Source organism: Pseudoduganella sp. UC29_106, assembly GCF_044055365.1.
Classification (GTDB): domain Bacteria; phylum Pseudomonadota; class Gammaproteobacteria; order Burkholderiales; family Burkholderiaceae_D; genus Rugamonas.
Genome location: NZ_CP171977.1, coordinates 6,010,229 through 6,022,592 on the forward strand (window position 1 = coordinate 6,010,229; position 12,364 = coordinate 6,022,592).

A 12,364-nucleotide genomic window follows, 5' to 3' on the forward strand; every position below is an offset into this window, starting at 1 on the left:
ACATCGTGGCAGCCACCTGCTTCACGCCGTTGGTTCTAATCGCGCTCCTTCCCGAACGCCCAATATCCCGCGACGATGGTGAATATCGCCACGATCGCCGCAATAATCCAGAACCCCTCCTTATCATCCGCCAGCGGCACCCCGCCCACATTCATGCCCAGCAAACCGGCAATGATATTGATCGGCAGCGCCAGCACGGTCACGATCGTCAGGACATAGAGGCTGCGGTTATTGGCCTCGTTCACCAGCGCCGCAATCTCTTCCTGCAGCGCCTTGATGCGCTCCTGCAGCGCGGCCATATCGTTCAGCGTCACCGCGAATTCCTCGCTCGACTCGCGCAATTCCTGGCGGTCCGATTCGGACACCCAGGTCGGCGGCCGTTGCAGCAGTCGGAACAGCGCCGCGGGTTCAGGCGCCAGCAGGCGTTGCAGGCGCACCAGCACGCGGCGCAGGGAACCGAGGTCGTGGCGCTTGTAACGCAGCTTGCCGGACAGCAGATTGTCCTCGATGCTGTCCACCTTGGCCGTGGCGTCGCGCACGATGCGGGTCAGCACGTCGGCCTGGTCGCGCAGCAGGTGGGTCAACAGCACCACGGTGGACGCCACCGTTTCGCCGCCGCGCACGGCCTGGCGCAGGCGCTCGACAGCCTGCAGCGGCTGGCGCCGCGCGCTGACCAGCAGGTGCTGGTCCACGCTCAGGCACACGCTGGCGATATCGGACGGTTCGAAGCTGAAGTCGCGCAGGACATCGTTGATTACCGCCACCAGCGTGTTGTCCGCCTGCTCGATGCGGGTGGAACGCGATCCCTCATGCAGCGCCTCGTAAAACTCGTGGGCCAGCATGGTGTGCTCGCGCATCCATTTTTCGCTGGCCGTGTTGGCCAGGTTGAAGTGCAGCCACAGGAATTCGCCCGGATGCGACGCGCGCTGGCGCAGCCATTGCTCGGCGTCCGCCGCCTCGATAGGCAGAGGATGCGGACCACGGCCGAATAAATAGCTGCACACCAGGCCACATTGATCGGAACCGTAGGCAACTGCGCTTATCTGCATGCATTCTCCTGACTCATATCAAACTGACAAAACGCCCCCCCTGCGTCCGTTTGGTGTATCCTATAGCACTTCGAAACAATAGGCTTCAAAGCCAATTATGCAAGAGCACTCTAGTGGCGTCAGAAATGACGCTAAACCCCACCGGTCGCTGTTCGAGCGACTCACCGCACTGATTTCCCCAGAGCCCGAGAACCGCTCGGAGCTGCTTGAAGTTCTGCACGATGCCCACGAGCGCAACCTGATCGACGCCGACGCCTTGTCGATGATCGAGGGCGTGTTCCAGGTATCCGACCTGTCGGCGCGCGACATCATGATCCCGCGCTCGCAAATGGACGTCATCGACATTTCCAAGCCGATCGAGGAATGGCTGCCCCTGGTGCTGGAAACCGCCCACTCCCGCTTCCCCGCCATCGAGGGCGAGCGTGACAAGGTGGTCGGCATCCTGCTGGCCAAGGACCTGCTGCGCTACTACGCCGAAGAGTCGTTCGACGTGCGCGACATGCTGCGCCCGGCCATCTTCATCCCCGAATCGAAGCGCCTGAATGTGCTGCTGCGCGATTTTCGCGCCAACCACAATCATATGGCCATCGTGGTCGATGAATACTCCGGCGTGGCCGGCCTGATCACCATCGAGGACGTGCTGGAGCAGATTGTCGGCGACATCGAGGACGAATACGATTTCGACGAAGAGGAAGATAATATCCTCTCCATCAAGGAAGGCCAACTGGGCCCGCGCTGGCGTGTGAAAGCGCTGACGGAAATCGAGCAGTTCAACGAGGAACTGGACGCCGACCTGTCCGACGAGGATGTGGACACCATCGGCGGCCTGGTCGCCAAGCACCTGGGCCGCATGCCGCACAAGGGCGATGTGTTCGACATCGATAACCTGCGCTTTGAAGTGCTGCGCGCGGACGCCCGCCAGATCCACGTGCTGACCGTCGAGAAGCTGCCGCCTTCCGTGGACGAGCAGGACTGATGCGCTGGCGTAAAGCCAGTGCAGGCGAAGCGCCCGCACCCCAACGCAGTACCCGCAACCGCATGCTGATCGCCGCCCTCACCGGCGCGGCCAGCGTGTTTTCCTTCGCGCCTTTCGGCTGGTGGCCGCTGCAGGTCGTCACACTCGCCATGCTGTTCTACCAGGTGCTGCGTGCGGACACGCCGCGCGCCGGTTTCCTGGTCGGCTGGGCCTTCGGCTTCGGCTGGTGCACGGCGGCCTTCCATTGGCTGTACATCGCCCTGAACCGCTTCGGCGGCCTGCCGGCGCCGATGGCGGCCATCTCGATTGCCCTGCTGGGCGCGGCCATGGGCCTGTATGCCGGCATGGCGATGGGTACGACCAACTGGCTGCGCAAGCGCTGGGCGCTGCCCCTGCCTGCCGCCGCCCTGCTCGTTGCACCCGCGCTGTGGGCGCTGTTCGAATGGACACGCGGCTGGCTGTTCACGGGCTTTTCCTGGGCTTCGGCCGGTTATGCGCACAACACCTCGCCCCTGTCCGGCTATGCACCGGTGCTGGGCGTGTACGGCATCAGCTGGCTGGTGGCGCTGACGGCGGGCGCCCTGTGCCTGCTGCAGCACCGTACCCGCCTGCGGGCGCTGGGCCTGATCGCCGCCGTGTGGGCGCTCGGCTTCGGCCTGCAGTTCATCGAGTGGACCCATGCCAGCGGCAAGCCTTTGTCCGTGCGCCTGATCCAGGGCAATGTGGCGCTGGAGGCGAAGTTCGACCCGGCCCATATGCAGGGCACCCTGCGCAAGTATTACGAGGCGGTGACCGCTGCGCCGGCCGACCTGATCGCGATTCCGGAAACGGGCGTGCCCCTCTTCCCGCACCAGCTGCCGCCCGGCTACCTCGATTCCTACGGCCTGTTCGCGCGCAAGAGCGGCAGCCATGTGGTGCTGGGCATACCGCTGATGGACAGCCCGACGCGGTATGCCAATTCCGTGCTGGGCCTGTCCCCGGCGCGCGGCGTGCCGCCCTACCGCTACGACAAGCAGCACCTGGTCCCCTTCGGCGAGTTCATCCCGCCCGGCTTCCGCTGGTTCACCAATATGATGCAGATCCCGCTAGGCGACCAGACTGCGGGGCCGGATATCCAGGGTCCTTTCGTCGTGCGCGACCAGAAGGTGCTGCCGAATATCTGCTACGAGAACCTGTTCGGCGAGGAGATCGCCGAGCAGATCGACGCCACCGGCGCCACCGTGATGCTGAACGTGTCCGAACTGGCGTGGTACGGCGAGTCGATCGCCATTCCGCAGCACCTGCAGATTTCGCAGATGCGCAGCCTGGAGATGGCCCGCCCGATGCTGAGCGCCACCAACAGCGGCGCCACGGTCGTCATCGACCCGCGCGGCGTAGTCACGCACAGCCTGCCCTACTACCGCGCCGGCGTGCTGGCCGCCTCCGTGCAGGGCATGACGGGCACCACGCCCTATATCGCCCTGCAAAACAAACTCCTCCTCGCCCTTGCAGCCCTGTCGATTGCCGCCGCCTGGCTGCTGTCGCGGCAGGGCCGCAAAACTCTACAGGTTCCCGGTAAAACCCGCTAAAATGAGCCGTTTTAGCGATCCGATAACGCTCGCGCCCGTGCGCGCCACCGATTGAACACGATGCTGACATTTCAACAAATTATCCTGACCCTGCAGACCTATTGGGACAAGCAGGGCTGCGCACTGCTCCAGCCCTACGACATGGAAGTCGGCGCGGGCACTTTCCACACCGGCACCTTCCTGCGCGCCGTGGGCCCGGAGCCGTGGCGCGCCGCGTATGTGCAGCCATCCCGCCGTCCGAAAGATGGCCGCTATGGCGAGAATCCGAACCGCGGTCAGCACTACTACCAGTACCAGGTGGTGATGAAGCCGGCGCCGGAAAACATCCTGGATCTGTATCTCGGTTCGCTGGAAGCACTGGGCCTGGACCTGAAGCAGAACGATGTGCGCTTCGTGGAAGACGACTGGGAAAGCCCGACCCTGGGCGCCTGGGGCCTGGGCTGGGAAGTCTGGCTGAATGGCATGGAGGTGACCCAGTTCACCTACTTCCAGCAGGTCGGCGGCCTCGATTGCAAGCCTGTGCTGGGCGAGATCACCTACGGCGTTGAACGCCTGGCCATGTATCTGCAAGGCGTGGAAAACATGTTCGACCTGGTGTGGACCGAGTGGGAAGAGAACGGCGTGAAGAAGGTGCTGAAGTACGGCGACGTCTTCCACCAGAACGAGGTTGAGCAATCGGCCTACAACTTCGAGCACTCCAATACCGAGCTGCTGTTCGCCCAGTTCGCGAACCACGAATCGGAAGCCAAGCGCCTGATCGAGCTGCAACTGACGCTGCCGGCCTATGAACAGATCATGAAGGCTTCGCACAGCTTCAACCTGCTGGACGCGCGCGGCGCCATTTCCGTGACCGAACGCGCCGCCTACATCGGCCGCGTGCGCAACCTGTCGCGCATGGTGGCCCAGGCCTATTACGAGTCCCGCGAACGCCTCGGCTTCCCGATGGTCGCCAAATAAAGAATACCGAACATGAATCAGACCCTGCTCATCGAACTGCTGACCGAAGAACTGCCGCCGAAAGCGCTGTCCAAGCTGGGCGCCGCTTTTGCGTCGGGCATCGTCAATGGCCTGAAATCGCGCGACTTCCTGGAAGACGACAGCGAAGCCACCGTCTTCGCCACCCCGCGCCGCCTGGCCGTTTCCATCACCAAGGTGCGCGCCACCTCGCCGGACAAGCAGGTGCGCGAAAAAATCCTGCCTGTCAGCGTCGCGCTGGACGCTGAAGGCAATCCAACCGCGCCGCTGGCCAAGAAACTGGCTGCCATGGGCCTGTCGCACGTCAGCGTGGCCGACATGGAGCGCGCATCGGACGGCAAGGCGGACGCGTTCTTCTACACCAAGCTCGCCGCCGGCAGCGCGCTGCAGCTTGGCGCGCAAGCCGCGCTGGACGAGGCAATCGCGAAACTGCCGATCCCGAAGGTCATGAGCTACCAGCGTCCGGACGGCGAGACCGTGCAGTTCGTGCGCCCGGCGCACAGCCTGATCGCCCTGCACGGCGAAACCATCGTGCCACTGACCCTGCTGGGCCTGACCGCGTCCAACAAGACCGAAGGCCACCGCTTCCTGACCGCGCCGGGCAAGCGCGAAGTGAGCGTGCCAAACGCGGACATCTACTCCACCGTGCTGGTGGAACAGGCGCGCGTGGTGCCGGGCTTCGAAGCGCGCAAGGAAGCCATCCGTGCCGCCCTGCTGCAGAAAGCCGGCGCCGACCAGGTGCTGATGCCAGAAGCGCTGCTGGATGAAGTGTCGTCCCTGGTCGAATGGCCGGTAGTGTACGAATGCCGATTCGAGGAAGAATTCCTGGCCGTGCCGCAGGAATGCCTGATCCTCACCATGCAGACCAACCAGAAATACTTCGCGCTGACCGATGCGAACGGCAAGCTGCGCTCGCGCTTCCTGATCGTCTCGAACATCGCGACCGACACGCCGCAAGCCATCATCGGCGGCAACGAGCGCGTGGTGCGCCCGCGCCTGTCCGACGCCAAGTTCTTCTTCGAGCAGGACAAGAAGAAGTCGCTGGACTCGCGCCTGCCGCTGCTGAAGAACGTGGTCTACCACAACAAGCTGGGCACCCAGGCCGAGCGCTCCGAGCGCGTGACCTCGCTGGCGGCCGCCATCGCCGGCCACCTGGGCGGCGACAAGGCGCTGGCCGAACGCGCCGCACGCCTGTCCAAGGCCGACCTGCTGACCGATATGGTGGGCGAGTTCCCCGAGCTGCAAGGCATCATGGGCACCTACTATGCGCGCCACGATGGCGAGCATGAGGAAGTGGCGCTGGCCGCGTCCGAACACTACCAGCCGCGCTTTGCCGGCGACGCCCTGCCGTCCACCGCCACCGGCACCGCCGTGGCCCTGGCGGACAAGCTGGAAACCCTGGTGGGCATCTGGGCCATCGGCCTGCAGCCGACCGGAGACAAGGACCCGTTCGCGCTGCGCCGCCACGCTCTGGGCGTGCTGCGCATGCTGATCGAGAAGCGCCTGCCGCTGTCCATCGCCACCCTGCTGTCGGATGCCGTGCAGCAGTTCGTGGCCGTGCCGAACTTCAAGGACCCGACTGCCGAAGTGACCGCCTTCATGATGGACCGCCTGCGCGGCATCCTGCGCGAGCGCGGCTTCAGCGTGAACGAGATCGAAGCCGTGGTGGCGCAGAATCCGGACCGCCTGGACGATATCGTGCAGCGCCTGGAAGCCGTGCAGGCTTTCGCCGCCCTGCCGGAATCGGAATCGCTGGCCGGCGCCAACAAGCGCATCACCAACATCCTGAAGAAGAACGAGGAAGCCCTGAAGCAGGCCGGCGCCGTCAATGCGGCCGTGCTGCAGGACGCCGCTGAGAAGGCCCTGTATGAAGCCATGGGCCGCGTCAAGCCGGAAGTGGATGCAGCCTTCGGCCGAGGCGACTTCACCGCCACGCTGAAGACGCTGGCGCAGCTGAAGAACGAAGTCGATGCCTTCTTCAGCGACGTGATGGTGATGGCCGAGGATGTCGCCCTGCGCAACAACCGCCTGGCCCTGCTGTCCTCGTTGCACGGCATGATGAACGGCGTGGCCGACATCTCCAAGCTGGCGGCCTGAGATGCCACAGTCCCAGCCTGCAAAGCTGATCATCCTGGACCGGGATGGCGTGATCAACTACGACTCGCCGGACTTCATCAAGTCCCCCGAAGAGTGGATCCCCATCCCCGGCTCGCTGGAAGCGATCGCCCGCCTGAACCAGTCGGGTTATCGCGTGGTGATCGCGTCCAACCAGTCCGGCATTGCGCGCCAGTTCTTCGACATCACGACGCTGAATGCGATCCACCAGAAGATGCACCGCCTCGCCCAGCAGGTCGGCGCGGATATCGACGCCATCTTCTTCTGCCCGCACGCCGCGTCCGACAACTGCGATTGCCGCAAGCCGAAACCGGGCATGTTCGCCGAAATCGCCAAGCGCTTCGACATGAGCCTGAAAGGCGTGCCGACCATCGGCGATTCGCTGCGTGACCTGCAGGCCGGCTTCATCATGGGCTGCGTGCCTTTCCTGGTCCTGACCGGCAAGGGCGAGAAGACCAATGCCACCGGCGGCCTGCCGCCCGGCACGATGGTGTTCCCGGATCTGGCCGGCGCCGTGACCCATATCCTGAAATCGGCGTCCCACGCCGCCTGACCGGAGATTTCTGATCAATGCTGTTCCTGCGTTCGCTGCTGTTCACGCTGATGATGGTGGTTGCCACCGTCATCTGGTCTGGGGTCTGCATCCTGGCCGCCCCGCTGCCTTATAACAAACGCTATTTCGTCACTTCGCGCTGGAACGTGTTCGTGATCTGGGCCGCGCGTGTGGTCTGTGGCATCGAGTACGAAATCAAGGGCCACGAGAACCTGCCGGATAGTCCTGTCATCCTGCTGTCGAAGCACCAGTCGGCGTGGGAGACCATCTTCCTGTTGGCGAATATGCCACGCCCCCTGGTCTTCGTGTTCAAGAAGGAGATCCTGTACATCCCCTTCTTCGGCTGGGGCATCGCCCTGCTGCGCATGATCCCGATCGATCGCAAACAGGGCAAGAATGCATTCAAGTCCGTTGTAATGCATGGTAAGCGGCGACTCAAGGACGGCCAATGGATTATCATGTTCCCTGAAGGGACCCGTACGCAGGTCGGCTCCCAGGGCAAGTACAAGAGCGGCGGCACGCGCCTGGCGGTGGAAACCGAAACGCCGGTGGTGCCGATAGCACTGAATTCCGGCGAATGCTGGCCAAAGAATTCCTTTATCAAGAAACCGGGGAAAATCACGGTTTCGATAGGCAAACCGATTTCGTCCGAGGGGCAGACGCCCGACGGCTTGATGGAGCAGGTGGAACAGTGGATCGAATCAGAAATGCGCGTCATTTCGCCCCACGCTTACAGCGCTGGCTAGCCGACCAGGCCAGCTCAAGGCAGTCAGCGGACCCCGGGGGCGGCAACGAGTCTTCCGCCGCGTGCGACAGCGCGGCGGTTCAGAGTATGCCTTCCTTCCCGATTCCCGCTCCTGCGGCAGTCAACCTGCTGCGGCCTCCGGTGCAATTGCGCCGCCCCGAACTTCCACCCATCACACCTACCGCCGGTCACGACAAGCGGCAACTACTGGTAGGCGAATACATCCTCGAATATGTGCTGCGCCGTTCCACGCGGCGCTCGATCGGCTTCACCGTCGATGACGACGGCCTGCACGTGACCGCGCCGCGCCGCTGCTCGTATGGCGATATTGAAAACGCGATCCGCGCCAAGCAGCACTGGATCCTGACCAAGCTCGATGAACGCCGTCAGCGCCGCGCCGCGCGCCTGGAAAAGCCGCCTGTCGTGTGGACGACGGCGCCCGCCTGCCCTATCTCGGTGGCGAGGTCACGCTGCGCCTGTACCACGCGCCGCGCAACCGCACGGACTTCGATCCGGAGACCATGGAGCTGAGCATGGGACTGGTGCAGGGGGCGACCGAGCACCTGCTGAAGGAGCGTGTGAAGAACTGGTTCAAGCAGCAGGCGGAGGGCCTGTTTGCGCAACGCCTGGACCTGTATGCGACGCGGCTGGGGGTGCAGTATTCGTCGTTCTCGCTGTCCAATGCGGATACGCGCTGGGGGTCATGCACGGTGCAGCGCGTGATCCGGCTGAACTGGAAGCTGATGCATTTCTCGCTACCACTGATCGATTATGTGGTGGCGCACGAGCTGGCGCATATCCTGGAGATGAACCACAGCCCGCGCTTCTGGGCGCATGTGGGGCGGATCTATCCTCAGTACGACGAGGCCAAGAACCTTTTGCGCCGCAGGGCACAGGAACTGACGCCGCTGTTCAATTAGCGGCGGATCAATGATCCGCCCTACGCACCCGGGCGGATCGACAATCGATGGCGTGTAGGGCGGATCATTGATCCGCCGTGCAAACCGGCCGGCGGCGCGCAACTACTCCGCCGTAATCAACCGCACATCGGCCAACTGGAACTGGTACTCGCCGGTCTTCGGCCCCGCGTTGAACCCGATCATGGTGATCGCGCTGGCGTCCACGCCCTTGAAACTATCGAGCGGCAAATTCACCTCGCGCCATTCGCCGTCTGCTGCGAACGACTGGCTGACCGGAATCGAGCCGCCCGTGGACATGATCGCCACCTGATACCGCTGCCCGTCGCCCTTCACGCGGAAGCGCAGGGACCTGGCGGCGCTCAGGTTGGCCGCGGCCATCGGCTGCACGCCCGGCATGAAGGCGATGCCCGCCCACGGGAAGGGGAAGCCCGCCTGCACGCTGGCCTTGACCTGCACCGCGTGCATGACGTCATCCTGATAATCCAGCTGCACGGACGATTTCCCGCCCAGGAAGGCATCATTGGACGGCATCCAGCCCGCGCCGAAGGGGCTGGCCAGCTTGTCGCGCGAGAACAGGCTGATACGGCCATCGGCAGGCAGCGCGAGCGGCGCATCCTTCGGCGCCGCCAGCTCCTGCGCCACGCGCTCCTGCTGCAGCTTGCGCTGCGGGGACACGGGCGCACCATCCTTCCACACTTCGATGATGCGGCGGGTCGCCAGGATGTCGCGTGTCGGGTCGCCTTCGACCAGCACCATGTCCGCCTTGAAGCCCTTGCCGATGCGGCCGCGGTTCGGCAGTTTGAAGGCGCGCGCCGGCGCCGTGGTGGCCGCGGTCAGAGCTTCTGCCGGCGTCAGGCCTGCCTTCGTCAGCGACAGCAATTCATGATGCAGGCTCACGCCATATTGCGTGCCGCTGTTGCCGGCGTCGGTGCCGGCCAGGATAGGCACGCCCGCCTTCTTCAGCGCAGAGACAACGGCGTTCGGCGCGGCCAGGCGGGCCGGTTTGGCCTCCTTGCCGTAGCTGGTCTTCAACGGCTCCAGCTGGTCCTTCGTCAGCAGCGCCGTCATCGCCTTATCGGACAGCACATCCTCTTCCTTCACGCCGGCGATGCTTTCCATCACGCTGAAAGTCGGGATGATGAAGGCCTTGCGCTCCTTCGCCAGCTTGACGAAGGCTTGCAGCTCCGCGTCGCTGATCGACTCGCCCGTGAACAGGTGCACCAGGCCGTCCGCCCCCAGTTCCAGCGCGGTGCGCGCGTCGGCGAAATTCGAGATATGGACCACGGCCAGCTTGCTGCGCTTGTGCGCGGCTTCGATCAGGGCCTTCACGGTCGACTTGTCCAGGCTGGGCATCTGGTGGCCGGGCCAGCCGGGCTCCATCACGATCTTGATGAAATGCGAACCTTCGGCGATGCGCGCATCCACCCAGCGCTGGGCTTCTTCCGGCTTGGTCAGCGTGGGGACAGGCAGGCCGTATTCGGTGCCGTGCCCGCCCGGCGCGGTGGCCAGGGTGCCGGCGGAAAAGATGTCCGGCCGGTCGCTGTTTTCATTGCGCTGCATGCGCGCGTTCATTTCCTGCATCAGCGGCACGGCGGTGAACATATCCAGCTCCGAGGTCACGCCGAACAGCAGCGGCAGCGACAGGTGCCGGTAGCTGTGGACGTGCGCGTCGATCAGGCCGGGGATCAGCGTCTGTCCATGCCCCTCGATGACCACCGTGTTTGCCGGCACACTGCCCTGGTACTCCATCGATTCGATGATGCCGTTGCGGACCAGCACACTGCGGTTCTGCAGCAGCTTCTGCCCGTCGAACACGCGCACGTTGCGGATCAGGTAGGGGTCGGGTTCGTTGACGCGGTCGGCGGCCATTGCGGGCATTGCTGCCACGAGTCCAGCTGCCAGCAGCGCGCTGGCGATAAGGCGGTTCGGCATCGTTGTCTCCATTGTAGATAGAAATAATGCAACGTTGCCGATTTTAAACTAGTTAAATCAGTGTGTGTTACCAAGGCAATTTGCCGTCAGCCAGCGCAGCAGCGGCGCGCCAGCGCGCCACGGAGTCGCTTGCAAAACGCGAGCAATGGCGCACGTGGCGCGCGGCCGGCGCAGCGGCAGGACGCGGCACCGGAGACGCGCAGCGGCGGGTGGCGCGCTGGGTGGGCGCGGGGGCGCAGGCGCGGCGTCAGGCGAGGGGCGGCAGGAGGTCGAGGGTGCGGGCGGTGGCGCCGCGGTGGCGGTTGGCGAAGACGAGGGCGCGCTGGCCCATGTCCTGGCGCGCGGCATCGTCGCCAAGCAGGCGCGCGGCTTCGGCGATCAGCGCGTCGGCGCTGGACACGCGCACTGCCCCGCCCTCCTGCAGGCAATCTTCCGTCGCCTGCGCGAAGTTGAAGGTATGTTCGCCGACGAGGATCGGCTTGCCCAGCGCCGCCGGCTCGATCAGATTCTGTCCGCCCAGAGGCTGCAGGCTGCCGCCGATGAAGGCCAGGTCGCAGGCGGTGTAATAGGCGAACATCTCGCCCATCGAGTCGCCCAGCACGACCGCGGTTTCGGGTGGCACGTCAGCGCCCGGCGCGGACAGCGACGAGCGGCGCAGGACGGACAGCCCGCGCTCCGCAATCATCGTTTCCACCTCGTCGAAACGCTGCGGGTGGCGCGGCACGATCAGCAGCAGCACGTCAGGCGGCAGCGCAGTGCGGGCGCGGGTGAAGGCATCCAGGATCATGCCCTCCTCGCCTTCGCGCGTGCTCGCGCACAGGAACACGGGACGCGGCCCGAACTGGCGACGCAACTGCGCGCCGGTGTCGAGCGCGGCCTGCGGCACGACCACGTCGAATTTGATGCTGCCGGTCACGCCGACATTGGAAACGCCCAGCGAGCGAATACGCGCGGCATCCGCTTCGGTCTGCGCCGCAACGACGGAAATGCCCTGCGCGGCATCGCGCATCAAGCCGCCGAAGCGCTGGCCGCGGCGCAGCGAGCGCTCGCTCAGGCGCGCATTGGCCAGCGCCACCGGCACATTCTGGCGATTGCACTGCGCGATCAGGTTCGGCCACACTTCGGTCTCCATCAGGATGCAAACAGCCGGATGGAAATGCGCAATGAAGCGGCCCACGAGCGAAGGCATGTCGTAAGGCAGGTAGGACTGCACCACGCGCGCACCATGCTTGCCGAATACGGACTTGCCGGTTGCGCGGCCGGTCGGCGTCATGCAGGTCAGCACAATGCGCGCCTGCGGATAGCGCTTCAGCAGCGCATCGACCAGCGGCTCCGAAGCGCGCGTTTCGCCGACGGACACCGCGTGAACCCAGATCGTCAGCGGCCCATCATTGGCCGCGCGCTGGCCGTACAAGCCGAGACGTTCATTCCAGTGCCGGCGATAGCCCGGTTCCTTGCGTCCGCGCCACCACAGGCGCCCCAGCACAAGCGGCAGCGCCAGCCACCACATGAAGGTATAGATAAGGCGCAT

General features: G+C 64.7%; 11 protein-coding genes. 8 read left to right on the forward strand and 3 right to left on the reverse strand.

Annotation, left to right across the window (positions count from 1 at the left end):
* Positions 1-35: 35 nt before the first annotated feature.
* Positions 36-1,049 carry a transporter gene (locus ACHMW6_RS29955; RefSeq protein ID WP_395402498.1) on the reverse strand — a complete coding sequence of 338 codons (1,014 nt, stop codon included), beginning with the start codon at positions 1,047-1,049 and terminating at the stop codon, positions 36-38.
* Positions 1,050-1,146: 97 nt separating this feature from the next.
* Between ACHMW6_RS29955 and ACHMW6_RS29960 the strand changes: the two genes are divergently transcribed.
* The 8 genes from ACHMW6_RS29960 to ACHMW6_RS29995 all read left to right on the forward strand — a co-directional run bounded on the left by ACHMW6_RS29960 (position 1,147) and on the right by ACHMW6_RS29995 (position 8,901).
* Positions 1,147-2,025, forward strand: coding sequence for an HlyC/CorC family transporter (locus ACHMW6_RS29960; protein ID WP_395402500.1), 879 nt, complete (start codon positions 1,147-1,149; stop codon positions 2,023-2,025).
* Complete coding sequence (gene lnt / locus ACHMW6_RS29965; RefSeq protein ID WP_395402502.1) at positions 2,025-3,593, forward strand: apolipoprotein N-acyltransferase; 1,569 nt, start codon at positions 2,025-2,027, stop codon at positions 3,591-3,593. Before ACHMW6_RS29960 ends, lnt begins: the two co-directional genes overlap by 1 nt.
* 60 nt (positions 3,594-3,653) lie before the next feature.
* Entirely contained in the window at positions 3,654-4,550 is an 897-nt protein-coding gene (gene glyQ, locus ACHMW6_RS29970; protein WP_395402504.1) for a glycine--tRNA ligase subunit alpha, read from the forward strand.
* A 12-nt stretch (positions 4,551-4,562) separates the two neighbouring features.
* The gene (gene glyS, locus ACHMW6_RS29975) at positions 4,563-6,665 is read left to right on the forward strand and encodes a glycine--tRNA ligase subunit beta (RefSeq protein WP_395402506.1); all 2,103 of its coding nucleotides are present in this window, start codon (positions 4,563-4,565) and stop codon (positions 6,663-6,665) included.
* A 1-nt stretch (position 6,666) separates the two neighbouring features.
* Complete coding sequence (gmhB, locus tag ACHMW6_RS29980; protein WP_395402508.1) at positions 6,667-7,236, forward strand: D-glycero-beta-D-manno-heptose 1,7-bisphosphate 7-phosphatase; 570 nt, start codon at positions 6,667-6,669, stop codon at positions 7,234-7,236.
* A gap of 17 nt (positions 7,237-7,253) precedes the next feature.
* Positions 7,254-7,982: a lysophospholipid acyltransferase family protein gene (locus tag ACHMW6_RS29985; protein ID WP_395402510.1), complete on the forward strand. Its 729-nt coding sequence runs from the start codon at positions 7,254-7,256 to the stop codon at positions 7,980-7,982.
* A gap of 86 nt (positions 7,983-8,068) precedes the next feature.
* A complete protein-coding gene (locus tag ACHMW6_RS29990; RefSeq protein ID WP_395402512.1) occupies positions 8,069-8,512 on the forward strand; it encodes a YgjP-like metallopeptidase domain-containing protein in 444 nt (147 codons plus the stop codon).
* Positions 8,407-8,901 carry a M48 family metallopeptidase gene (locus ACHMW6_RS29995; RefSeq protein ID WP_395402514.1) on the forward strand — a complete coding sequence of 165 codons (495 nt, stop codon included), beginning with the start codon at positions 8,407-8,409 and terminating at the stop codon, positions 8,899-8,901. Before ACHMW6_RS29990 ends, ACHMW6_RS29995 begins: the two co-directional genes overlap by 106 nt.
* 102 nt (positions 8,902-9,003) lie before the next feature.
* Here the strand turns inward: ACHMW6_RS29995 and ACHMW6_RS30000 are convergent, their stop codons facing one another.
* Together ACHMW6_RS30000 and waaA are read right to left on the reverse strand one after the other, a co-directional pair.
* Entirely contained in the window at positions 9,004-10,833 is a 1,830-nt protein-coding gene (locus ACHMW6_RS30000; protein ID WP_395402516.1) for a CIA30 family protein, read from the reverse strand.
* A gap of 247 nt (positions 10,834-11,080) precedes the next feature.
* On the reverse strand, positions 11,081-12,364 hold the full coding sequence (gene waaA / locus ACHMW6_RS30005; RefSeq protein WP_395402518.1) for a lipid IV(A) 3-deoxy-D-manno-octulosonic acid transferase: 1,284 nt from the start codon (positions 12,362-12,364) through the stop codon (positions 11,081-11,083).